Genomic DNA, 20,915 nt, shown 5'->3' with positions numbered 1-20,915 from the left:
CGGGCAGCCTGACACGGGGGAGGGGACGGTGGGGAGGGCCCGGAGACGGCACATCCGCTACCGTGTGCGAATCACTGCACTTGCAGTGATCACCGATGTGCCTCACGCGATGTGCCGCACCCACCCCCAGGGACCGCCCATGCGCCAGAATCCGCAGCGCCGCGCCGCACTGCTCGACGCCGCCATCGAAGTCCTGGCGCGCGAGGGCTCGCGCGGCCTGACGCTGCGCGCGGTGGACGCCGAGGCCGGCGTGCCCACGGGAACCGCCTCGAACTACTTCGCCAACCGGGCCCAGTTGCTCGTGCAGATCCTGCACCGCACCCGGGAACGGCTGAGCCCGGAGCCGGCGGACCTGGCGGGCCCGCCGGACACCAAGGTGCTGCTGACCCGGCTGCTGGAGCGGATGCGGCGCGAGCGCAGCGTGCACATCGCGATGCTGGAGCTGCGGCTGGAGGGCACCCGGCGCCCCGAACTCCAGGCGGAACTGGCCGGCTTCCAGGGCGAGGAGCTGGACGCGAACATCGCCTGGCACCTGGAGGCGGGCCTGCCCGGGGACCGGCAGGGCGTGGTCCTGACGTACCTCGCGATGCTGGGCCTGATCGTCGACGACCTGACCGCGCCGGCGATGCTGGAGGCCCACCCGGTGGAGGGGCTCATCGAGACGATGGTCGAGCGCCTCCTCCCGCAGCGGTCCGCGCACTGACTATCGTGCCGGTGAGCGCGCACCGGCATCGCGGGGGAGACCGTGGGGAGTGCAGGGATGGCGCACATGGCCGAGGGCGGAGCCGGCGCGGCCGGCGGAATCCAGTGGCTGGCCGACTGGGACGGATGGTTCGTCGGCCTGACCTTCGCCCGGGGCATCGGCCCCGACGAACTCGCCGCGCGGCTCGGCGCGCTGCCGGGGGTCCGGCCCGGGCCGCTGGGCGCGCCGGCCGCCTGGAGCATGGTCACGGAGACGGTCGACGGGGACGGCGTGGCCCGCGTCGGCCGGTGGGGCGACTGGTCCTTCGCCGTGGAACACGGCCTCCCGGCCGGCGCGGAACGGCTCGCCGAGGTCTCCCGCGGCGGCGTCGAGGCCGTCCACCTCGACCCGCAGCCCGACCACCCGCCCAAGCAGTTCGCGTACGCCCGCGACGGCGAGCTGGTGTGCTGCTTCGGCCTCGGCGAGGAATGCTGGCGGGGCGGCCATCAGCCGGACTTCCTGCTTCCGGAGCTGATCGCGGCCAAGATACTCGCCCCGGACGGCGCGTGCCCGAGCCCCGACGGGGAACCGTACGAGGAACGCGACCGCCACACCCTCGCCGTCCTGGAACAGCGCTTCGGGCTGGCGCTGCCGCGCCGGCTGATCGAGGACGCCCCGCTCCCGGCGTACGTGACGTGCACGCGCTAGCGGGACCGGGCGGGTACCGGACGTGTGGCGGGTCGGAGCGGTACCGACCAGGAGGTATCCGGTGATCTTATGCTCAGGTTTACGCGAGTCCGCTGGTTTTGCGGCCGGTGAACGACTTTGATGGGTGTGCCAGGCCTCGTAGCGAGCAGGGGGACTCATCATGAGTACCGACCACACTCAGAAGGACAGCGCACCCACCCTGATCGGTTCCGTGCAGCGCGCACTGCGCCTCGTGGAAGCGATGTACGCCGAGGGCGGGGCGACCGCCAAACGGCTCGCCCGGGTCACGGGGATCCCCCTGCCCACCGTTTACCACCTGCTCCGCACCCTCAGCCACGAGGGCTACGTGCAGCGCGAAGGGGGCTCTTTTCGCCTCGCGGACGATCTTCCGCTCGCTTCGTGATCAAATATCGACGCGTTCCGGCCAAGGTCTCACGTGCTTCGTGGCACGTTCCAGCGGAAAATGCCAGAACGCCCTTTCGTACTGTGGAAGTTGAGTAAGTTCCCTCCTGTCGCGCCGTACGACCGTGCAAACAGCACGTCCGGCCGGGAGGGGAGCCCGCGTGCCCGGGATCGACGAATGCCTGCTCGAAGCCATGGCCCTGCCTGGTGCGCGGGGGGCCGCGCTGGTCGACTGGAGCAGCGGACTGGCCCTCGGCACCGCCGGGGAGTCGCCCGTGGGCGACCACGAGACCACCGCCGCCGAGACCGCCGAGCTGGCCCGGGCGGCCGCCGAGTACGAGTCCTTCGCCTTCGCGGCGCCGGGCGATGACACGGCGGGACCGCCCGTCGAGGACCTGATCGTCACGACCCGCAGCGGCTACCACGTGCTGCGCTTCGTGGACACCAGCTTCGACAGCAGCGTCTTCCTGCACCTGTGGCTCGACCGCACCGAGGGCAACCTCGCGCTCGCCCGCCACAGACTCAGGGCCCTGGCCGAAGGGCTGGTGCTCCGATGACCACCCCGGCACCGGCCGCGAACGCCTTCGCCGCCGTCTCCCCGCTCCTCACCCGGCTCGCCGCGGAGCGCGCCACCGGCGCCCTGCTCCGCGACCGGGGCACCCTCTTCCTGGAGGACGGCCGAATAGTCCACGCCGAGAGCCCGGCGACCCCGGGCCTCGACGTCCTGCTCACCACCGGCGGCGGCCTCGCCCCCGAGCGCTGGCGCGAGGCGGTCGACCGCGCCGGCGCCCGCCGCCAGGTCGCCCGTTTCCTCGTGGACAGCGGCGGGCTCGCCGGCGGAGAGCTGGAGATCTGCCACCTCGCCGCCATCTTCGACGCCGCGTTCTTCGCGCTGTCCCCGGGCAGCGGGCCCTCGCGGTTCCGCCGCGGTGCCACCCACTGGATCGGCTCGGTCCGCTCCGTGCCGGCCGCCGCCGTCGAACGCGAGACGCGCCGCCGCCGGGAACTGCTCGACGCGGTCTGGCCCTACCCGCTGCTGGACACCGCCCCCGTGGTGCCCCGGGCCGCCGCGCCCGGCCAGACGGTCAGCGCCCGGCAGCGGATCCTGCTGCGCGAGGCCGACGGCGTGCGCACCCCCGCGGACCTCGCATGGGTGCTGGGCCGGCCGGCGTTCCACACCCTGCTCGACGTACGGCGCCTCGCGGCGGCCGGACTGGTCGAAACCCCGCACATCCCGGCTCCGCCGCCGGTAGCGGTCCCCCTGCCCGACTGGATGACCCAGGCCCAATCCCCGGACGTGGCGCTGCTCCGCCGGTTACGCGACGCACTGGAGGCAAGCCTGTGAGGCTCCCGCTGCGACCGGCCCTGCGCGCCGACCGCTCCGAGCGGAGGCAGCCCGAAAGGAGAAAGGCCGACATGAGTACGGTGCCCCCCGAGGCGGAGGCCGAGATACTCGCCGAGCTCCGCAGGCTGCGGGCCCGGGTACCCCAGCTCACCGGTGCGCTCGCCGCGAGCGCCGACGGCTTCGTCCTCGCCCAGGACAGCGCCGCCGCCGAGGCCGAATCCGTCGCGGCCCTGACCGCGGCCGCCCTCGGGGTGGCCCAGCGGCTGAGCGACTGCACCGGGCAGGGCGCGTTCCGCGAACTGCTGGTGCGCGGCGAGGACGGATACGTGGCCACCTACGCGGCGGGCATGGCAGCCGTCCTCACCCTGACCGCGGAGCCCCGCGTCAACGTCGGGCGCCTCCACCTGGAGGCACGCCGCTCCAGCCTCCGGATAGCCGAGCTGATCGACCACACCCTCGGGCGGCGCGGCGCCGGTGTCCCACCGCTGCCCCCGCTGCCCCCCGCTCTCCCCAGCTGACCTGCACGGCCCTAGCGAACGAACAGACGCACGACACAACGCACGACACAACGAACGAGGAAAGAGGAACCCCTCATGGCAAACGTCGAGACCACGCTCAAGGAAGCCACCACCACGATCGAAGGCGCGCTCGGCGCGGCCCTGGTCGACTACGGCAGCGGCATGGCCCTCGGGACCGTCGGAGGCGGAAAGGACCTCGACCTCGCGGTCGCCGCCGCCGGCAACACCGACGTGGTCCGGGCCAAGGTCCGCACGATGGAGATGCTCGGCCTCCAGGACGAGATCGAGGACATCCTGATCACCCTGGGCAGCCAGTACCACCTGATCCGGCTGCTGAAGGGCCGGGGCACCTCGGGCTTCTTCCTCTACCTCGCCCTCGACAAGGGCCGCGCCAACCTCGCGATGGCCCGCCACCAGCTGAAGAGGATCGAGGCGGGTCTGGAGGTCTGACCCGGGACCGGGACGTCGAGGTGGCGGGCGGCTTAAATCTTTGCCGTCCGCCCCGGCGATCAGCCGTGGTATGCCCGATAAGGGAGGAGTTCATGATTCTGCCACCTAGTAGGATGCTGTGAGCAGCTGATCATCGATAAAGCACAAAACGCTGGAGAATCCGCCACCCATGCCCCCGCGCCTGAGCATCGTCGTCCCCGTCTACAACGTCGAGCTCTACCTCGACGAGTGCCTGGAATCCATCGCCGCTCAGACCTTCGGCGACTTCGAGGCGATCCTCGTGGACGACGGGTCCACGGACACCAGCGCCGTCATAGCCAAGGCCTTCGCCGCCCGGGACAAGCGGTTCCGCGTCGTGATGCAGGAGAACGCCGGCCTCGGCGCCGCCCGCAACGTCGGTGCCCGCCACGCGGACCCGGACAGCGAGTACCTGGCGTTCGTCGACAGTGACGACACCATGCCGGACTACGCCTACCAGCGGATGATCGAAGCCCTCGACGAGACGGGCTCGGACTTCGCCGGAGGCAACGTCAAGCGCTTCCGCTCCGTCGGCATGCAGCAGTCCTGGGGCCACCGGGCCGCGTTCGCCAAGACCCAGCTGAAGACCCACATCTCCAAGTTCCCGGCGCTGGTCACCGACCGCACCGCGTGGAACAAGGTCTACCGGCGCACCTTCTGGGACGAGCACGGCTTCCAGTACCCGGAAGGCATCCTCTACGAGGACGCCCCGGTCAGCATCCCCGCGCACTACTTCGCGTCCAGCGTCGACATCCTCAGCGACTGCGTCTACCACTGGCGCGTCCGCGAGACCGGCGAGCGCTCGATCACCCAGCGCTCCACCGACCCGATCTCCCTGATCGACCGCGTGAAGTCCGTCCGCCTGGTCCGCGAGTCCCTCAAGGCCAAGCAGGGTGCCAAGTACGTCCGCTACCTGCGCGACTACGACTACAACGTGCTGAGCGAGGAACTCCCGCTCATCTACAAGTACGTCGCCGAGGGCGGCGCCGACTTCCGCGCCGCCTTCGTCAAGGAGGTCGGCGGGCTCGTCCGCGAGATCGGCACCGGCCCCTGGCCCGACCTGACCGTCGCCGACCGCCTCAAGGCCTACCTCGCGGGCGAGGGCCGCGTCGAGGACTTCATCGCGCTCCTGCACCACCAGCGCGACTACCACTACAGCGTGCCGGTCAAGGGCCTCGCCCGCCCGCAGGCGGACTACCCCTTCCTGCAGGGCCGCCCGCCGGTCCCCGCCAAGGTCCTGACCCTCGGCCCGCGCGAGCGCCGGGTCGTCAGCCGCCTGGAGCAGGCGGCCTGGGCCGACGGCAAGCTGCACCTGCGCGGCTACGCCCTCCCCGGCCACCTCGGCGCGGAGAGCCGCCTCGGCTCGCGCAAGATGCTGGTGTTCCGCGAGGGGGGCAAGCGCCGCCGCTCCGTCGTCAGCACCCGTACGGTCGCCTCACCGATGGCCACCGTCAAGGCCCCGCACCTCGCCCTGCGGCACGCCGACTGGGCCGGCTTCACCGCCACCGTCGACCCCTCGATCTTCCAGTCGGGCGGCAAGTGGCGCGAGGGAATATGGACCACGTCCATCGCCGTCACCGGAGCCGGCGGCCTGCACCGCGCCCGCCTGCGCGGCGGCGAGCACGACACGGGCCAGAACCCGCCCCCGTACTGGGTGGCCCCCGACGTCCGGATCGTCCCGGCGGTCTCCGGTGCCCTCACCATCCAGGTCGAGATCGCCCGCGCCCGCGCCCTGGACGTCCACCCCGCCGGTGACGACGCCGTCGAGATCACCGGCGAGCTCTCCGCCGGGGCCGGCACCGCTTCCGCACTCCGGGCCGTCCACGTCACCACCGGCGCCGTCCTCAGCTTCCCGCTGGAGACCGCCGCGGCCCGTTCCGGCCGCGTCCCGTTCACCGCGCGCGTCCCGCTGGCCGACCTGGCCGCCGTACCGGACGCCGAGGTCGAGCCCGGCGAGTGGGCCCCCGAGCCCTGGAGCCTCTCCGTGCTCGGCGCCGACGGCACCGAGCACCGCCTGGTCCACGACGAGCGCGGCGGCTTCAACGGCCTGGTCCTGCCCCTGCCCGGCCAGGACGGCGACCGCGCCCTCTTCGCCAAGCGCGGCAACACCGGACACCTGACCCTCTCCGTGCAGCCCTCCCCGCCGCTCGTCGACGAGGTCACGGCCGAGGACGGCACCGTGACCCTGCGGGGCCGGTTCGTGGCCCCCACCGACGAGCCCTACGAGCTCGTGGTGCACAACGCGCACGGCGTGGAGTTCAGTTACCCGGTCACCCGTGACGGGGACACCTTCGAGACCACCTTCCAGCCCGTGCTCCCCGAGCCGTACGCCGGCCGGACCACGCTCCCCGAGGGCCGCTGGTGGCCCACCCTGCGCCCGGCCGCCCAGGGCGGAACCACCGCGGGCCTGCTCGGCGTCGACCGCGGCGCCCCCGTGCAGATGGGGCCGGGCCTGCTCTTCGCCGGCCCGCACCCCTTCAGCACGCAGGGCCGCCGGATGCGGATCGAGACCCGCTTCCACGACCGCATGGTGCTGGTGGCCGACCCGCTGCTGAGCCCCCACGACCGTTCGAACTTCGCCCAGCGCGTCGCCCGGTTCGAGACCTATCCGGCGCAGCGCGCCCTGCCGGTCAAGGACATCGTCGTCTACGACACCTTCCAGGGGCACGGCGCCGGCGACTCGCCGCGCGCCATCCACGAGGAGCTCGTGCGCCGCGGCGAGAAGCTGGAGCACATCTGGCTGGTCCGCGACGGCCGCGCCGAGGTTCCGTCGACCGCCCGCGCCGTGCAGTACGGCAGCGTGGAGTGGTGGGAGGTGCTGGCCCGCGCCCGCTACGTCGTGACCAACGACAACGTGCCGCGGCTCTTCCAGCGCCGCGCCGGCCAGGTCGTCGTCCAGACCTGGCACGGCACGCCGATCAAGCAGATCGGGCACGACTTCGTGCACGACTACTACACGAGCCCGGAGATCCTGGAGGGGCTGGAGCACGACAGTGCCCAGTGGTCCCTGCTCGCCTCCCCGAGCTCCTACGCCACCCCGATCCTCAAGCGCGCCCTCGGCTACGACGGCGAGGTCATCGAGGCCGGCAGCCCGCGCGCGGACGCACTCGTCCGGCCCGACGCCGAGCGGATCGCGGAAGTCCGGCGGCGGCTCGGCCTGCCCGAGGGCAAGAAGGTCGTCCTCTACATGCCGACGTGGCGGGAGAACTGCGAGGGCTGGTCGGGCGGCTACAAGCTCGACCTGCGGATCGACCTGGAGCAGGCCCGCCGTGAGCTGGGCGAGGACCACGTCCTGCTGGTCCGCGGCCACCACCACGTGACCGAGCAGGTCCGCGAGGGCGTCCGCGACGGCTTCGTCGTCGACGTGTCCCGCTGGCCCGACGCCGCCGATCTGCTGCTGGTCGCCGACGTGCTGATCTCGGACTACTCCTCCGCGATCTTCGACTTCGCGCTCACCGACAAGCCGATCCTGCTCTTCACGTACGACCTGGCGCACTACCGCGGCACGCTGCGCGGCTTCAACTTCGACCTGGAGGAGAAGGCGCCCGGCCCGCTGCTGGCGGACTCGGCGAGCCTGATCGAGGCCGTGCGCAACGCCGACGAGGTCGGGGCGCAGTACGCCGAGGCGCGGGCGGCGTTCCGCGCGGAGTTCTGCGACCTGGACGAGGGCAACGCCGCCGAGCGCGTCGTCGACCGCATGCTCGCCATGGGTGCGGCGCCCGCGAAGTAAGCCGTACGGGCGAAATCCTGGCTGAGCGCAGACCGGCCCCGGGCCCACCGATGAATTTCGGGCCCGGGGCCGGTCTGTATGTGAGGAACGGTATCCACCGTGCCCACACCGGCCTGGAGGCAGAGATGAGCGGCAACGGTTTCACCACGTGCCTGTGGTTCGACGGCGACGCGGAAGCGGCCGCCGAGTACTACGTGTCCGTGTTCAAGGACGGCAGGCTCGGCCGGATCGCCCGCTACACGGAGGCGAACCCCCATCAGGCCGGATCGGTCATGACCGTCGAGTTCGAGATCAACGGGCAGAGGTTCGTCGGTCTCAACGGCGGACCGCAGTTCCCCTTCACCGAGGCGATCTCCTTCATGATCGACTGTGTGGACGAGACCGAGGCCGACTACTACTACGACACGCTGACCAAGGACGGTGGCCAGGAGTCCGCCTGCGGCTGGGTCAAGGACAGGTTCGGGGTGTCCTGGCAGGTCATCCCGCCCGGCGTCGTCGACCTGGTCAGCGACCCGGACCCGGAGCGCGCCGCCCGGGCCATGGCCGCCATGATGCGGATGAAGAAGCTGGACGTGGCCGAAATGCGCCGGGCGGCCGACGCCGCCTAGGTCGCCTCTTTTGGATCTTGCCGGTTAAGCCCGCGTCGTCTGGCGCCGTGCATCGCAAGGCGGAGGGGCGCCCGTGTACTGGACGTACTTGGGTGCCCCGACAACGCGGCGAGGTGCGGTGCCAGGCGGCGCGGGTCAGGCAAGATCCGAAAGAGACGGCCTAGCACCGCAACGGTCTTCGCCGTGGTGCGGGCCAGGGCCGGCGGCGATCAACCCGACGCGATCCGGGTCAGCAGCGCGGGCAGGGCGGTCCCGATCGGCTCGCGGACCACCTCGTCGGCCAGCGCGTCGTACGGGGTCTCCTCGGCGTTCACGATGATCAGCCGGGCTCCGGCCTCGGCGGCCATCCCGGCCAGTGACGCGGCCGGCTGCACCTGGAGGGTGGACCCGACGGCGATGAAGACCTGACACCCCTTGGCGACGGCCATCGCCTGCCCGAGCACCACGGGGTCGAGCCGCTGCCCGAACATCACGGTCGCCGCCTTCAGGATCCCGCCGCACGCCCGGCAGGCGGGATCCGGTTCCCCGGCGGCGACGCGGGCCAGCGCCTCGTCCATGTCCGAGCGGGCGTCACAGGCCGTGCACACCACCGACCGGGCGGTGCCGTGCAGCTCGAACACCTTGCGCGCGGGCAGCCCGGCGAGCTGGTGCAGCCCGTCCACGTTCTGGGTGACGACCCGGACCGGGGTGCCACCGCGTTCGAGGGCGGCCACGGCCAGGTGCGCGGCGTTCGGCCGCGCCCCGAGGGCGGCGAGCTCGGCCCGCATCAGCCAGGACCGGCGCCGGATCTCCGGGTCGGCCATGTAGTACGCGTACGTCACGAGCTTCTCGGCATCCGGCTCCCGGCGCCACAGGCCCTGTGGCCCGCGGTAGTCCGGAATCCCGGAGTCGGTGGACATCCCGGCCCCGCTGAACACTGCGACAAGCGGCTTTCCCATGCACCGACCCTACGTACCGGCGCGGAGCACTCGCGACCGCATTTCCGCGCCCCGGCGGCGCTCCTTGCGCGACGGGTCGCGAGCAGGCCGCACAGCAGGCCGCGAACAGGTCGGGCGCAGGCCGGAGGGTCGTTTCTGCGGTGAATCCGGCCCCCCACAGGAGTGAGATCCGTGCGGCTCCCTCCCCGTACACCGGCCAGCCGGGTACAAAGCCGGACATGATGCTCAAGCCGCACAGCCTTGGTGCCCTGCTGCTGACCCTGCTCGCGCTGCCGGCACTGTCGTCCGCCCCCGCCGTCCACGCCGCGCCGGCCGCGCACGTCGCAGCCGTCGCACCCGTCGCGAGCGCGGAGGGGCACACCGCCGACCAGATCGGCCGCTTCCTCACCACCTTCTACGGTGACCACGGCCCCTCCCCGCAAGACCGCGAGCAGTACGTCTCGCAGGTCCTCAAGGACAGACAGCAGGTGAGTCCGGACTCGGACGTCCTCCTCTGCTCCCAGAACGAACCCCAGAAGATCGGTATCGGCCCGGTCACCGTCGCCCAGGCGGCCGGCGTCGGCTGGGCCACCGTCACCACCCATTGGGCCGGCGGGGTCACCGACACCTTCACCGCGTACGTCCGCCTCGACTCCAAGCCCATCCGGCTCGACGACGTCATCTGCGCGGGCTGACGTCCGTACGGCGAGCCGCGGGGCCCTGCATAGGGTGGGTGCATGCCGACGACGACCACGACCGCCACCGTCCTCCACTGCTGCGACCCGATGAACGAGCGCCGGGCCGACGCCCACTTCGCGGCGGAGGTCGGGCAGTTGCGCGCCGCCGGCGGCACGGCCCTGCTCGTCGACCACGACGCGCTGCTCGCCGGGGACCCCGAGCGGGCGGTGGCGCGGGTGCCCGAGGGTGCGGGCGCCCTCTGGTACCGGGGCTGGATGGTCCCCGCGCGGCGGTACGCCGAACTGGACGCGGCCCTGCGCCGGCGCGGCGCCGAACTCGTCGTCACCCCCGAGGCGTACCGCCGGGCGCACGAACTGCCCGGCTGGTACGCGGCCTTCACCGGCCTCACCCCCGTCAGCGGCTGGCTGCCGACCGCCCCCGGAGAGGTCCCGGACCCGGGGCGGCTCGCGGCACTCGCCGCGGGCCTCCCGCCGGGCGCCGCCGTCGTCAAGGACTACGTGAAGTCCCGCAAGCACGAGTGGGACGAGGCCTGTTACGTGCCCGACCTCGGCGATCCGGCCGCGCTGCACCGAGTGGTGGCCCGCTTCGTCGCGCTCCAGGACGAGTTCCTCGTCGGCGGGGTGGTGCTGAGGGCCTTCGAGACCTTCGTCGCGCCGCGTTCGGCGGCCGCGGAGGTGCGGGTGTGGTGGCGGGACGGGGTGCCCCGCCTGCTCACCGCCCACCCCGACAGCCCGGTCGCCGAGGTCCCGGAGATCCCCGAGCCGGATCTCGAACCGGTCCGGGCGGCCGTCGCGGCGCTGGACTGCCCCTTCGTGACCACCGATCTCGCGCTGCGCGCCGACGGGGTCTGGCGGGTCGTCGAGGTCGGCGACGGGCAGGTCAGCGACCTCCACCGGGAGGCCGACCAGGCGGCGTTCGTAAGGCTCTTGACGGCCGATCAGGCACTCCTGCGCACACCGTCCGCATCTGGTACAACACCGGCATGACGGGATTCGAGATCACCGGGGCGAGCGCCGCCGACATGGAACTGATGCGGTGCTGGGCCGACGAGGAGGGTTGGAATCCGGGGGACTCGGACCGGTTCGCCTTCGCGGTCGCCGACCCGGAGGGCTTCCTCGTCGGCCGGCTCGACGGCGAACCGGTGGCCTGCATCTCCGCCGTCCGGTACGGCGCCGGCTTCGGCTTCATCGGCTTCTACATCGCCCGCCCGGCCTTCCGCGGCCAGGGCTACGGCATCCGGCTGTGGGACGCCGGGATGGAGCGCCTCGCCGGCCGGCTCGTCGGACTGGACGGGGTCGTCGCCCAGCAGGACAACTACCGCAAGTCCGGCTTCCGCCACGCCTGGAACAACGTCCGCTACGAGGGCGTCCCCGAGGGGGACGGTGGGGGCGGCGACGGCGTGACCGGCGCCAGGGCCGGGGCCGGGGCCGGGACCACGATCGTGGACGCGGCCTCGCTGCCCTTCGGCCTGCTCGCCGCCTACGACCGGCGGTTCTTCCCCGAACCGCGCGCCGCCTTCCTGTCCGCCTGGACGGGGCTGCCCGGCCGGACGGCACTCGCCGCCGTCCGCGACGGCCGGATCGAGGGCCTCGGCGTGATCCGACCGTGCAGCGCCGCCCACCGGATCGGCCCGCTCTACGCGGCCGACCCGGCGGTGGCGGCCGCCCTGCTGAGGCGGCTGGCCCGGCACGCGCCCAGTGGCCTGGTCTCCGTGGACGTGCCGGACGCGAACCCGCGGGCCGCGGCGCTCGTCGCGGGCCTGGGCCTGGTCCCGGTCTTCGAGACCGCCCGGATGTACACCGGTCCGGTCCCGGACCTCGCGCTGACCGAGCTGTTCGGGGTGACCAGCCTCGAACTGGGCTGAGAGGAAGGGCGGTCGGCCCCGTCACCCTTGGGTCGCGCACGGCCCCCGGGGGCCGGACGGCGGTCGCACGGCGCCGCCCGGCCCGTCGTGCCGTGCGCGATCAGAAGTCGAACAGCACGCCCGTGGTGTTCCGGAAGCCGCACGGATTGGCGAAGGTGTACGTGTAGTTGAGCCGTCGGCCCTGCCACACCCCGTCGGCCGTCACCGTCATCGGGTTCCACTCCCTGGTACACACCGCGTCGGCGGCCGGGGCCGTGAGCGCGTCCAGCCGGGAACCGTTCGCGCGTAACTCGGCGCACGCGGCGACCGGGTTCGGGTGCGTCCCGCCCGGCGTCGGCGAGCAGACGAGAGTCACCGCACGCAGCACCGTACCGCTTCCGGCGTCCTGACCGGCCGTCACGCCGAGCACGAGAGCGGACGGCGCGTACAGGCTCTCCGTACCGGTCGGCGCGGCTCCGGCCGTGCCCGGCCAGGCCAGTGCGGTGAGCGCGGTGAGCGCCATGGCGGCGGAACCGAGCCCGAGACCCCTTGCGATGGACCGCATTTCGAACACTCCCTTGGGTTGGTGTTTCGGATAGCGGACAGAGTCTCGCCCACGCGAGCCGTGAACGCCCGTTCGCACCCCCATTTTTCGTCACCCATCGTGTACGAATGAGTGCAGACAGCGGCCGTGCGGGCGGGCTGACCTGTGGGGGAGCGACCCGCCGAATCGGCCGAACACCGACACGAAATCCCCCCGAAACCTTTGAATTTCCGGCTGCGATCGGCCCGGACGGGTGCTTGGAACCACCCTCCGGGGGTGGGGTGGACAGGACTGAGGGGTGCCCCGCCGATCGGCAGGACACCCCTCGGCTCCCCGCGACGGGGAGTCGTCCGGACGGAAGGCGCGGTTCAGGAAGCGGAGTGGACCGAGCCGGTGCTCGTGCCGCTGGAGTCGCCCACGAAGCAGGTGACCTCGCGGTCGCCGAACGCCCAGGTGCTGGGCTGCGGGTAGTAGTAGAACACGCCCAGTTTGTCCGAGACGTTCGCGTCCTTGCCGACGTAGTCGGTCAGCGCCGTACCGGCGCACTTCTCCTCGGCGATCGCGACGACCTTGTCCTTGCCCGGGTACGCACCGTCGTCCAGGTTGAAGACGGCGAACGCCTCACCCTCGTGCGGCTGGCCGCAGGGCACGATCTTCACCGAGTAGCCGGCCTGGCCGCCGTCCTCGTCCTCGTACTCCGCCAGATCGCCGCCGGTGTTGAAGCAGTCGCCCTTGCGGATGTCCTGCACCTTGCTGGAGCCCGACCCGGTGACCTGGCCACCCGTGTCGCGCTTCGGCGCGGTGCCGGTGTCCAGCGCCCCGGACAGCCCGAAGACCAGGAGCAGGACGGTGCTGACGAGGGTCACGCAGTGGATGGCGATGGCCGCGATGGCCAGACCCTTGCCCTTCTCACCCCGGGTGCGGATCTGGGAGAGGGCGATGATGCCGAGGATCAGCGGAACCAGCGGCAGCGCGCAGAGGAGCGACATGACGAACGCGACGATGGCCAGCGCGTTGGTCTTCTGCGACACCGGCGGCTGCCCCTGCCAGCCCTGCGGGCCGCCGTACGGCCCCGGTTGCACCGGCTGCCCGTACGGTCCGGACTGCGGGTAGGGCTGAGGGGACGACGGTGGCTGCGGCGGTATGGACATGCGTGGGGAGCTCCTTGCTCAGGGGGTGAGACGCAACCAACGGCCAGGCGGTGACACCGCGTCCGGCGACGGGCGGCACGGATCGGACCACACCGACACATACCTGCCCATGGTTTTATGTCGCGCCTACGCTACCCCCTGAGACGGCGGGAGTTGCCGTGGGGTCTGGGTGCAGCACCGCGCAGTGGCGTGCGGCGGGGGCTCAGTTCTGCGACTGGAGCGCCTTCGTCAGGAGTCCGCCGCCCACGATCAGGGCCACACCCAGCCACCACACGTTGCCGTCGAAGACGAGGACGGCGATCCCGATCGGCACCAACAGCCCGGCCACGGGCAGCAGCAGCCCTGCCAGGCGGAGCGGTTCGGGCGCCTGGCCGGCCGCCTCGCGGGCGGCGCGGGCCCGGACCACGTCCGGATACCAGCCGGTGAAGCGGAGCGCCGCGACGATCGCCAGGATCTGGATGATCCAGCCGGTCCAGATGTTGTCCGGGTTGTGCAGGACCAGGTCCCCGTACGCGCCCGCGATCGCCGCCACCAGGAAGGCCAGTCCCCACACCGCCGTGATCACGTAGTTGGTGCGGACGAAGCCGGGCGTGTGCCACAGGGAGGGATCGACCTGCTCGCGGGCGTACTGGAGGGTGAAGGGCATCCGCACGGCCATGGAGCCGAAGGCGATGACGGCGAGGGTGATGTTCGCGACCTCGCCCGCGTACGTCTCCAGCCAGCGCAGCGTGCCCTCGCTCGCCAGGGCGCCGACGACGGCCAGCGCGGCGAAGAACACCACGTCGGCCACTTCCAGCAGCTTCCAGGAGCTGCCGCGGTTGACGACCCGGCTCAGCACCACCAGGGTGACGGCCGCCGCCAGGGCGATCGCGACCGAGATCTCGAAGCGTCCCGGTCCGACCAGCAGGGAGAAGAGGATCCAGGGAGCCATCCCGACGACCGGGTTCTCCAGGAATCCGGACACCGGCCCGCTGCCCGTGCCGTGAGCCTCTGTTCGCACCCTTCCATCCTGCGCGGCCGCCGGGCGACCGGCCATTCGGGGGACCTAACCCGCAGCGCTCAGGCGCGGGGCGTACAGGTCCAGCAGCCGGGTGCGGGTCTGCTGGAGCCGCATCGCGAGCACCCGCCCGACCCAGTGCCCGATCGCGGACCCGAAGGCGGGATCGGCGTCCATCAGCATCCGTACCGCCGCCGCGTCGAACTCGTACGCGCGCACCGGCGTCATCGCCTGCGCGCCGAGCTGCCACACGTACGGCGGGAACAACCAGGACCAGCCCACCAGCTCACCGGGGCCGAGGTTCTCCACGGCGGCGGGCCGGCGGCCCGCCACGGGGACCTCCAGGGTCACCGTGCCGGAGCGCACGATCCAGAAGGACTCCGCCCGGTGCCCCTCGTCGAAGATCCGCGCGTTCTCCGGGAAATTGACCTCGCGGGCCTGGGACATCAGACGTCCACGATGCTCCGTGGACAGGACGGCAGCGATGCGGATGGGGGAAGGTGTGCTCACGACGGCCTCCGATCACGACCCCCCGGCGACGCTCCTGCCCTCCCAGTGTCGCCGACACCCGCCCGATCCCGGCCGGCCCGGACCGTCTTTCTTCCGGACCGCCGCGGAACCCACTCCGGCGGCCGCCGCCACCCGGCGGACGCCCGTTCCCCGGAGTCCGCCGCCGGGCAGGTCCTATTCCTCGGCGTTCGCCTCCAGGCAGGCCAGCTCCATCGCGTCCAGCACCGCCTCGTGGCTGCGCCCGCTGAGCTCGGCGACGTTCTCGATCTGGGCCGTCGCCCAGGCCGCCAGCGTCATCACCAGCACCCGGAGCCCGTCCGTACCGTGCTCGGCCAGAACGGCGTCGGCGACCACCATGGCGTCCTCGGGGACCTGCTCGGGCGGCTCCAGGCCCGCGAGGCCGCGGAGCATGGTGAGGGTGCGGCGGGAGATCTCCGGGGTCAGCCCCGCCAGCCGCATGTCCTCTTCTTCGTCCATCCGCCCCACCTCCGGTGCCGTGCCCATCACCTCAGGGCACGGTAGAGGCGCGCGGGCCGGCGCGGGGCCGTTTCCGCAGGGTGACCCTGCGTGACCCCGCGGCGGGCGGGCGCTCAGCGCTCGCGCCGCGGCCCGTCCTTCCGGGGGCGCCCCGCCAGGGTGACGGCGAGGGCGAGGAGGACCAGTACCGCCGCGACCGCGAACGTGACCCGCATGCCGACGGCGACGGCATGCGGGCCCGCCGTCGTGATGTCGGTCGTCCCCGAGGCGAACGCGAACACGGCGCCCATGGCCGACGCGCCGGTGACCAGCCCGAGGTTGCGCGAGAGGTTGAGCATGCCGGAGACGACGCCCCGCTGATCGGGGGAGACGTCCGCCATGACGGCGGTGTTGTTGGCCGTCTGGAACACCGCGTAGCCGGCGGTGACGACCGCGAGGGGCACGACGTAGCCGAGGACGCCGGAGGTCTCCGGCGTCACGGACAGGGCGAAGGCGCCGACCGCCGTCGCGCAGAGCCCGACGGCGGTCGTGCGCGGGGCGCCGAGCCGGTCCACGACGCGGCCGGCCGGTACCCCGGTGAGCGCGGCGACCAGCGGACCGGCCGACAGCACGAGTCCCACGAGGACCTCGTCGAGCCCGAGCGACCGGGCGAGGTAGAAGGGTCCGATCACCAGCGTCGACATCATCACCGTCGAGACGAGCGCGCTCGTGGCGAGGCCCGCGCGCAGGACGGGATCGCGGAACACCGCCCCCCGGATCAGCGGCGCCGCCGCTCGTGCCTCGGTGCGCAGGAACAGGGCGACCCCTACAGCGGCGGCCACGAGCAGGGCCAGGTGGAGAGGGCCGAAACGGCCGCGGCCGAGGGTCATGGCCAGCGCGTAGGCCGCGAGCGTGAGCGCCAGCAGCAGGGTCCCCTGGTGGTCGAAGCGGGGCCGGCCCGCCCCCGCCGCCCCCTGCCGGTCGGCGGGCAGGTAGCGGTGGGCCAGGAGGAACGTCAGGAGGCCGAGCGGCACGCTGACGAAGAAGATCGCCCGCCAGCCGAGCCCGGCGATGAGGACGCCGCCCAGCGAAGGGCCCAGAGCCGTGCCGACCGCGGACATCGTGCCGAGCAGTCCCATGGCGCTGCCGGTCCGCGCCTTCGGGACCGTCTCCCCGACGAACGCCATGGTGAGCGCCATCATGACGGCCGCGCCGAGTCCCTGCGCGGCCCGGGCGGCGATCAGCAGCCAGAGCGTCGGCGCGGCGCCGCACCCCACCGAGGCCACGGTGAACAGCAGGATCCCGCCGAGGAGCAGTCGGCGGCGGCCGATCAGGTCACCGAGCCGGCCGACGCTCACGATCAGGGTGGTGATGGCGAGCAGATAGGCGAGGACGATCCACTGGACCTGTGGGAAGGACGCGGAGAACGCCTGCGCCAGGGCCGGCAGGCCGACGTTCGCGATGCTGGTGCCGAGCGAGGACAGCAGCATCGACAGCGACAGTCCGGCCAGCACCCCACGCACCGCCGCTTCCTGCCGCCCGGCCGTCGCGGTGGTGTCGGCGTACTGCTGTCCCTGCGCGGGTCTGGAATCACTGGGTGGGTTCATGCCGCGGAGCCTGCGCGCGCCGGTGCCCGGACGGCAAACCTTGTTGCCGTTTCCGGGACGGCGCGATGGAATGGCCGCATGGAGAACGACCGCACGGACAAGCCGGCAGCCCACCAGGCGGTACTCGACGAGGTGGCCCCCCGGCTGCGACGGCTGCGCGCCCAGCGGGGCCTGACGCTGGCCGCGCTCTCCGAGACGACGGGCATCTCGAAGAGCACCCTCTCGCGGCTCGAATCCGGACAGCGCCGCCCCAGCCTGGAACTGCTGCTGCCGCTCGCCACGGCCTACCGCGTGCCCCTGGACGACCTCGTCGGCGCCCCCGAAGTGGGGGACCCGCGGGTCCGGTTGACGCCCCGCACCCTGCCCAACGGCGGTACGGCCGTCCCGCTCACCCGCAGCATGGGCCCCCTCCAGGCCTTCAAGATGCTCATCACCGACCGGGGCACCGAGCCGGACCTCCGCACCCACGAGGGCTACGAGTGGCTGTACGTGCTCGACGGCCGGCTCCGGCTCGTCCTCGCCGACCACGACCTGGTCCTCGGCCCCGGCGAGGCCGCCGAGTTCGACACCCGGCTGCCCCACTGGTTCACCAGCGCGGACGGGCGGCCCGTGGAGATCCTGAGCCTCTTCGGGCGCCAGGGGGAGCGGATGCACCTGCGCGCCAAACCGCGCGCGTGACGCGGGCGCACGCGCAGCGGCCGACGCGATTTGGCATCCGATGTGTCAAGCGGGGTGAACCGAGCGCCAAACCGCCCTAAGGTGCGCCCGTACGCATGGTCGCGCACGGCCGTTCGGCTGTTTTCGGCCATGACTCACCCGGCCGCGCCACACGGCCGCACGCCACACCGAACTGGGGGGTTCATGCGTAGATCGAGAAAGCTGGCGGCCGCTCTCGCCCTGTCCTTGGCCGGAACCGGCGCAGGGCTGGGCCTCGGCCTCGTCCCCCAGGCGGCGGCCGTCACCCCGCCCGTCGCCTTCACCGCCGACCCGCTGTCGACCTGGCAGCCCGACGGCGTCGTCTGGGCCCTCGCCGAGGCGGGCGGCCAGGTCTTCGCCGGTGGCACCTTCTCCACCGTCCGCCCGCCCGCGGGCGGCGCCGGCAGCGAGCAGTCGGCCGTGAACTTCGTGGCGCTCGACGCCGCGACCGGCGCCCCGACCTCCTGCACCCTGTCCTTCACCATCGCCGCCGGCAGTGCCACGGTCCGCGCCCTCGCCCTCTCCCCGGACAAGACGACCCTGTACGCGGGCGGCTACTTCGGCGCCGTCAACGGAACGGCCGTGTCCAGCCTCGCCGCCATCGACGTGGCGAGCTGCACGGTGAAGACCGGCTTCCGCCCGGCCTTCGCGGCCACCGTCCGCGCCCTCGCCGTCACCGAGGACACCGTCTACGCGGGCGGCGACTTCCTCAGCGTCGCCGGCCAGCCGCGCGAGCGCTTCGCCGCCGTCGGCGCGGCCGACGGCGCCCTCAAGCCCTTCACCGCCGACGCCGACGAACCCGGCCGCGCCGTGGAGGTGACCCCGGACGGCCGGAACGTGGTGCTCGGCGGTGACTTCTTCACCGTCAACGGTACGAACACGCACGCGCTGGCCGTCGTCGACGCGACGAGTGGCGCGCTCACCAAGTCGTACGCCGGCTTCATCGAGACCAACTCCGTCGTCAAGGACATCGCCACCGACGCCACCGGCTTCTACACCGCCAACGAGGGCACCGGAGGCGGGGTCTTCGACGGCCGGATCGCCCTCAACCTCGGCGACTTCGCCCAGCGCTGGCGCGACACCTGCCTCGGCGCCACCCAGGCCGTGCTGCCGTACCAGAGCGTGCTCTACAGCGCCTCGCACGCGCACGACTGCTCCAGCGTCGGCGAGTTCCCCGACGGCCAGCGGCACCACCTGCTCGCCCAGCCCACCAGCGGCACCGGCAAGCTGGGCTGGGCCCCCGACACCAACGACGGCATCGGCGAGGGCATCGGCCCGCGCGTGATGACGGTCGGGTCCAAGGGCGGCGTCCAGTACCTGTGGGTCGGCGGGGAGTTCACCACCGTCAACGGCGCGGCGCAGCAGAGCCTGACGCGCTTCGCCTCCACCGGGGACACCGGCGCGCCCACCGTGCCCGTCGCGAGCGCGGTCAGCTTCAAGCCCGGCGAGGTGCAGGTGCGCTGGCGCACCAGCCTCGACCTCGACGACAGCGCGCTGACCTACCGGATCTACCGCAACGGCGCGGCCACCCCGATCGCCACGGTCACCGCCGACTCGCTGTTCTTCAAGCGCCCGCAGGCCTCCTGGACCGACACCACCGCGGCAGCGGGCCAGTCGTACACCTACCGGGTGACGGCCACCGACGCGGCCGGCAACACCAGCGCCCCCTCGGCGACGGCGAGCGTGACCGTCCCGTCCCAGGTGGACGGCTACCCGAACCAGGTCCGCGCCGACGGAGCCCAGCAGTACTGGCGCTACGACGAGTCGGCCCTGCCGTTCGCCGCCGACTCCTCCGTCTCGGGCAACCAGAGCGGCGTGCACCTGAACGCCCCCGCCCTGCGCCAGAGCCCCGGAGCGGTCTCCGGCGCGAGCACGGCGATCGGCTTCAACGGCGCCGACACCCAGGTGTACGGGGACAAGCGGCAGACGGTGGGCAGCACCTACACCATCGAGACCTGGTTCAAGACGAACACCACCCGGGGCGGCAAGCTCCTCGGCTTCGGCAACAACCAGGCACGCGGCAGCAATCAGTACGACAAGCACATCTACATGACCAACGACGGCCGGCTGGTCTACGGCGTCTACACCGGAGCCACCCGCACCGTCACCACCAGCGGCGCGTACAACGACAACCAATGGCACCACGTCGTCGCGAGCCAGGGCCCCGGCGGCATGACCCTCTACGTGGACGGCGCCCCGAAGGGCACCCTGAACGTCACCACCCACGAGAACTTCTCGGGCTACTGGCACGTCGGCGGCGACAGCCTCGGCGGCTGGCCCGACCGCCCGACGAGCGAGTACTGGGCGGGCCGGCTCGACGAGACCGCCGTCTACCCGACCGTCCTCAGCGCCGCCCAGGTCCAGAACCACTACGCCCTCGCCACCGCCCCGGCCGACTCGGTCGTCCAGGTCACCGCCGCGGAGGACACCTACGCCAACGCGGGCGCGCCCGCGACCAACTACGGCACCTCGTCCTCACTCGCGGTGCGCGGCACCTCCTTCTACGCGAGCTACCTGCGCTTCGACCTGCCGGCCGCGCCCGCCGGCACGGTCCTCAAGTCGGCCACCCTCAGCGTGAAGACCAGCACCATGAGCGGCGCCGGTACGACGGACACCGTCTCCGTCGTCCCGGTCACCGGCGCGTGGAGCGAGGAGGGGACCACCTACAACAACCGCCCCGCCCTGGGCGGCCCGGCACTCGGCGGCTTCGCGGGCCTCCCGGACGGCAGCGCGGTGCACACCACCGCGCTCACCACCGCGACGGTCGCGGCGGCGCTCGGCGACGGCTACGCCCTGGCACTGACCAGCAGCGGCACGGACGCCCTGTGGCTGTGGTCCTCCGAGGCGCAGGCCAACGAGGGCACACCGCAGCTGACCCTGACCTTCGGCGCACCGTGACCTGAAGCAGACCACCCAGGAGGGGGGGGGGGGGGGGGGGGGCTCCCCCCCCCCCCCCCCGGGAAGGAAGCCCCCAAAGAGGGGGAACAACCCACAGACGGGGAACAGAAAAGAAGGGAAAGGGAAAGGGGGGAAA

21 protein-coding genes are annotated in these 20,915 nt (G+C 72.5%); 14 read left to right on the top strand and 7 right to left on the bottom strand.

The window, feature by feature from the left end; genetic code table 11:
• Nucleotides 1–139: 139 nt before the first annotated feature.
• The 9 genes from ACZ6JT_RS21450 (at nucleotide 140) to ACZ6JT_RS21410 (ending at nucleotide 8,461) form a co-directional block, all read left to right on the top strand.
• Entirely contained in the window at nucleotides 140–703 is a 564-nt protein-coding gene (locus tag ACZ6JT_RS21450; RefSeq protein WP_469211875.1) for a TetR/AcrR family transcriptional regulator, read from the top strand.
• A gap of 66 nt (nucleotides 704–769) precedes the next feature.
• On the top strand, nucleotides 770–1,390 hold the full coding sequence (locus tag ACZ6JT_RS21445; RefSeq protein WP_469211873.1) for a DUF6461 domain-containing protein: 621 nt from the start codon (nucleotides 770–772) through the stop codon (nucleotides 1,388–1,390).
• A 160-nt stretch (nucleotides 1,391–1,550) separates the two neighbouring features.
• On the top strand, nucleotides 1,551–1,793 hold the full coding sequence (locus ACZ6JT_RS21440) for a helix-turn-helix domain-containing protein (RefSeq protein ID WP_030714448.1): 243 nt from the start codon (nucleotides 1,551–1,553) through the stop codon (nucleotides 1,791–1,793).
• Nucleotides 1,794–1,953: 160 nt separating this feature from the next.
• Nucleotides 1,954–2,349, top strand: coding sequence for a hypothetical protein (locus tag ACZ6JT_RS21435; protein ID WP_469211870.1), 396 nt, complete (start codon nucleotides 1,954–1,956; stop codon nucleotides 2,347–2,349).
• Complete coding sequence (locus tag ACZ6JT_RS21430; RefSeq protein WP_469211868.1) at nucleotides 2,346–3,137, top strand: transcriptional regulator; 792 nt, start codon at nucleotides 2,346–2,348, stop codon at nucleotides 3,135–3,137. Before ACZ6JT_RS21435 ends, ACZ6JT_RS21430 begins: the two co-directional genes overlap by 4 nt.
• Nucleotides 3,138–3,208: 71 nt before the next feature.
• Entirely contained in the window at nucleotides 3,209–3,655 is a 447-nt protein-coding gene (locus tag ACZ6JT_RS21425; protein WP_469211866.1) for a roadblock/LC7 domain-containing protein, read from the top strand.
• 75 nt (nucleotides 3,656–3,730) lie between these two features.
• Nucleotides 3,731–4,105 carry a hypothetical protein gene (locus tag ACZ6JT_RS21420; RefSeq protein WP_469211864.1) on the top strand — a complete coding sequence of 125 codons (375 nt, stop codon included), beginning with the start codon at nucleotides 3,731–3,733 and terminating at the stop codon, nucleotides 4,103–4,105.
• Between the two features lie 169 nt (nucleotides 4,106–4,274).
• Complete coding sequence (locus ACZ6JT_RS21415; RefSeq protein ID WP_469211862.1) at nucleotides 4,275–7,853, top strand: bifunctional glycosyltransferase/CDP-glycerol:glycerophosphate glycerophosphotransferase; 3,579 nt, start codon at nucleotides 4,275–4,277, stop codon at nucleotides 7,851–7,853.
• 125 nt (nucleotides 7,854–7,978) lie between these two features.
• Nucleotides 7,979–8,461, top strand: a complete 483-nt coding sequence (locus tag ACZ6JT_RS21410; protein ID WP_469211860.1) for a VOC family protein — start codon at nucleotides 7,979–7,981, stop codon at nucleotides 8,459–8,461.
• 209 nt (nucleotides 8,462–8,670) lie between these two features.
• Here the strand turns inward: ACZ6JT_RS21410 and ACZ6JT_RS21405 are convergent, their stop codons facing one another.
• Nucleotides 8,671–9,399: an SIR2 family NAD-dependent protein deacylase gene (locus ACZ6JT_RS21405; protein WP_469211858.1), complete on the bottom strand. Its 729-nt coding sequence runs from the start codon at nucleotides 9,397–9,399 to the stop codon at nucleotides 8,671–8,673.
• Between the two features lie 218 nt (nucleotides 9,400–9,617).
• Here ACZ6JT_RS21405 and ACZ6JT_RS21400 point away from each other — a divergent pair, with 218 nt between their 5' ends.
• From ACZ6JT_RS21400 to ACZ6JT_RS21390, 3 genes are read left to right on the top strand one after another with little or no spacing between them, the layout of a single operon-like run.
• On the top strand, nucleotides 9,618–10,073 hold the full coding sequence (locus ACZ6JT_RS21400; RefSeq protein WP_469211856.1) for a hypothetical protein: 456 nt from the start codon (nucleotides 9,618–9,620) through the stop codon (nucleotides 10,071–10,073).
• Between the two features lie 42 nt (nucleotides 10,074–10,115).
• Nucleotides 10,116–11,063 (top strand): ATP-grasp domain-containing protein, encoded by a 948-nt coding sequence (locus tag ACZ6JT_RS21395; RefSeq protein ID WP_469211854.1) that lies wholly within the window; start codon nucleotides 10,116–10,118, stop codon nucleotides 11,061–11,063.
• Complete coding sequence (locus tag ACZ6JT_RS21390; protein WP_469211853.1) at nucleotides 11,060–11,941, top strand: GNAT family N-acetyltransferase; 882 nt, start codon at nucleotides 11,060–11,062, stop codon at nucleotides 11,939–11,941. Before ACZ6JT_RS21395 ends, ACZ6JT_RS21390 begins: the two co-directional genes overlap by 4 nt.
• A 100-nt stretch (nucleotides 11,942–12,041) precedes the next feature.
• Here ACZ6JT_RS21390 and ACZ6JT_RS21385 read toward each other — a convergent pair whose 3' ends face one another.
• From ACZ6JT_RS21385 to ACZ6JT_RS21360, 6 genes are all read right to left on the bottom strand, one after another.
• Nucleotides 12,042–12,485 (bottom strand): subtilase-type protease inhibitor, encoded by a 444-nt coding sequence (locus ACZ6JT_RS21385; protein WP_376610040.1) that lies wholly within the window; start codon nucleotides 12,483–12,485, stop codon nucleotides 12,042–12,044.
• A gap of 347 nt (nucleotides 12,486–12,832) precedes the next feature.
• Nucleotides 12,833–13,615, bottom strand: coding sequence for a DUF4190 domain-containing protein (locus tag ACZ6JT_RS21380; RefSeq protein ID WP_469211851.1), 783 nt, complete (start codon nucleotides 13,613–13,615; stop codon nucleotides 12,833–12,835).
• A gap of 202 nt (nucleotides 13,616–13,817) precedes the next feature.
• Nucleotides 13,818–14,615 carry a hypothetical protein gene (locus tag ACZ6JT_RS21375; RefSeq protein ID WP_469211849.1) on the bottom strand — a complete coding sequence of 266 codons (798 nt, stop codon included), beginning with the start codon at nucleotides 14,613–14,615 and terminating at the stop codon, nucleotides 13,818–13,820.
• A 45-nt stretch (nucleotides 14,616–14,660) separates the two neighbouring features.
• Complete coding sequence (locus ACZ6JT_RS21370; protein ID WP_469211847.1) at nucleotides 14,661–15,122, bottom strand: Crp/Fnr family transcriptional regulator; 462 nt, start codon at nucleotides 15,120–15,122, stop codon at nucleotides 14,661–14,663.
• A 174-nt stretch (nucleotides 15,123–15,296) separates the two neighbouring features.
• A complete protein-coding gene (locus ACZ6JT_RS21365; protein WP_030714504.1) occupies nucleotides 15,297–15,599 on the bottom strand; it encodes a hypothetical protein in 303 nt (100 codons plus the stop codon).
• Nucleotides 15,600–15,712: 113 nt separating this feature from the next.
• A complete protein-coding gene (locus ACZ6JT_RS21360; protein ID WP_469211845.1) occupies nucleotides 15,713–17,185 on the bottom strand; it encodes an MFS transporter in 1,473 nt (490 codons plus the stop codon).
• A 78-nt stretch (nucleotides 17,186–17,263) separates the two neighbouring features.
• On the opposite strand from ACZ6JT_RS21360, the gene ACZ6JT_RS21355 reads away from it, so the two are divergent.
• Nucleotides 17,264–17,863, top strand: coding sequence for a helix-turn-helix domain-containing protein (locus ACZ6JT_RS21355; RefSeq protein WP_469211843.1), 600 nt, complete (start codon nucleotides 17,264–17,266; stop codon nucleotides 17,861–17,863).
• Between the two features lie 183 nt (nucleotides 17,864–18,046).
• Nucleotides 18,047–20,779 carry a DNRLRE domain-containing protein gene (locus ACZ6JT_RS21350; RefSeq protein ID WP_469211841.1) on the top strand — a complete coding sequence of 911 codons (2,733 nt, stop codon included), beginning with the start codon at nucleotides 18,047–18,049 and terminating at the stop codon, nucleotides 20,777–20,779.
• Nucleotides 20,780–20,915: the final 136 nt, after the last annotated feature.

This window comes from Streptomyces sp. NPDC046308 (genome assembly GCF_055588065.1).
This window is presented reverse-complemented; position numbering and strand designations above follow the sequence as displayed.

What these genes read in the sequence shown, in the direction of transcription:
- ACZ6JT_RS21450 (WP_469211875.1), top strand. Translation starts at nt 140, where the DNA reads ATGCGCCAGAATCCGCAGCGCCGCGCCGCACTGCTCGACGCCGCCATC.
- ACZ6JT_RS21445 (WP_469211873.1), top strand. Translation starts at nt 770, where the DNA reads ATGGCCGAGGGCGGAGCCGGCGCGGCCGGCGGAATCCAGTGGCTGGCC.
- ACZ6JT_RS21440 (WP_030714448.1), top strand. Translation starts at nt 1,551, where the DNA reads ATGAGTACCGACCACACTCAGAAGGACAGCGCACCCACCCTGATCGGT.
- ACZ6JT_RS21430 (WP_469211868.1), top strand. Translation starts at nt 2,346, where the DNA reads ATGACCACCCCGGCACCGGCCGCGAACGCCTTCGCCGCCGTCTCCCCG.
- ACZ6JT_RS21425 (WP_469211866.1), top strand. Translation starts at nt 3,209, where the DNA reads ATGAGTACGGTGCCCCCCGAGGCGGAGGCCGAGATACTCGCCGAGCTC.
- ACZ6JT_RS21420 (WP_469211864.1), top strand. Translation starts at nt 3,731, where the DNA reads ATGGCAAACGTCGAGACCACGCTCAAGGAAGCCACCACCACGATCGAA.
- ACZ6JT_RS21415 (WP_469211862.1), top strand. Translation starts at nt 4,275, where the DNA reads ATGCCCCCGCGCCTGAGCATCGTCGTCCCCGTCTACAACGTCGAGCTC.
- ACZ6JT_RS21410 (WP_469211860.1), top strand. Translation starts at nt 7,979, where the DNA reads ATGAGCGGCAACGGTTTCACCACGTGCCTGTGGTTCGACGGCGACGCG.
- ACZ6JT_RS21405 (WP_469211858.1), bottom strand. Translation starts at nt 9,399, where the DNA reads ATGGGAAAGCCGCTTGTCGCAGTGTTCAGCGGGGCCGGGATGTCCACC.
- ACZ6JT_RS21400 (WP_469211856.1), top strand. Translation starts at nt 9,618, where the DNA reads ATGATGCTCAAGCCGCACAGCCTTGGTGCCCTGCTGCTGACCCTGCTC.
- ACZ6JT_RS21395 (WP_469211854.1), top strand. Translation starts at nt 10,116, where the DNA reads ATGCCGACGACGACCACGACCGCCACCGTCCTCCACTGCTGCGACCCG.
- ACZ6JT_RS21390 (WP_469211853.1), top strand. Translation starts at nt 11,060, where the DNA reads ATGACGGGATTCGAGATCACCGGGGCGAGCGCCGCCGACATGGAACTG.
- ACZ6JT_RS21385 (WP_376610040.1), bottom strand. Translation starts at nt 12,485, where the DNA reads ATGCGGTCCATCGCAAGGGGTCTCGGGCTCGGTTCCGCCGCCATGGCG.
- ACZ6JT_RS21380 (WP_469211851.1), bottom strand. Translation starts at nt 13,615, where the DNA reads ATGTCCATACCGCCGCAGCCACCGTCGTCCCCTCAGCCCTACCCGCAG.
- ACZ6JT_RS21365 (WP_030714504.1), bottom strand. Translation starts at nt 15,599, where the DNA reads ATGGACGAAGAAGAGGACATGCGGCTGGCGGGGCTGACCCCGGAGATC.
- ACZ6JT_RS21360 (WP_469211845.1), bottom strand. Translation starts at nt 17,185, where the DNA reads ATGAACCCACCCAGTGATTCCAGACCCGCGCAGGGACAGCAGTACGCC.
- ACZ6JT_RS21355 (WP_469211843.1), top strand. Translation starts at nt 17,264, where the DNA reads ATGGAGAACGACCGCACGGACAAGCCGGCAGCCCACCAGGCGGTACTC.
- ACZ6JT_RS21350 (WP_469211841.1), top strand. Translation starts at nt 18,047, where the DNA reads ATGCGTAGATCGAGAAAGCTGGCGGCCGCTCTCGCCCTGTCCTTGGCC.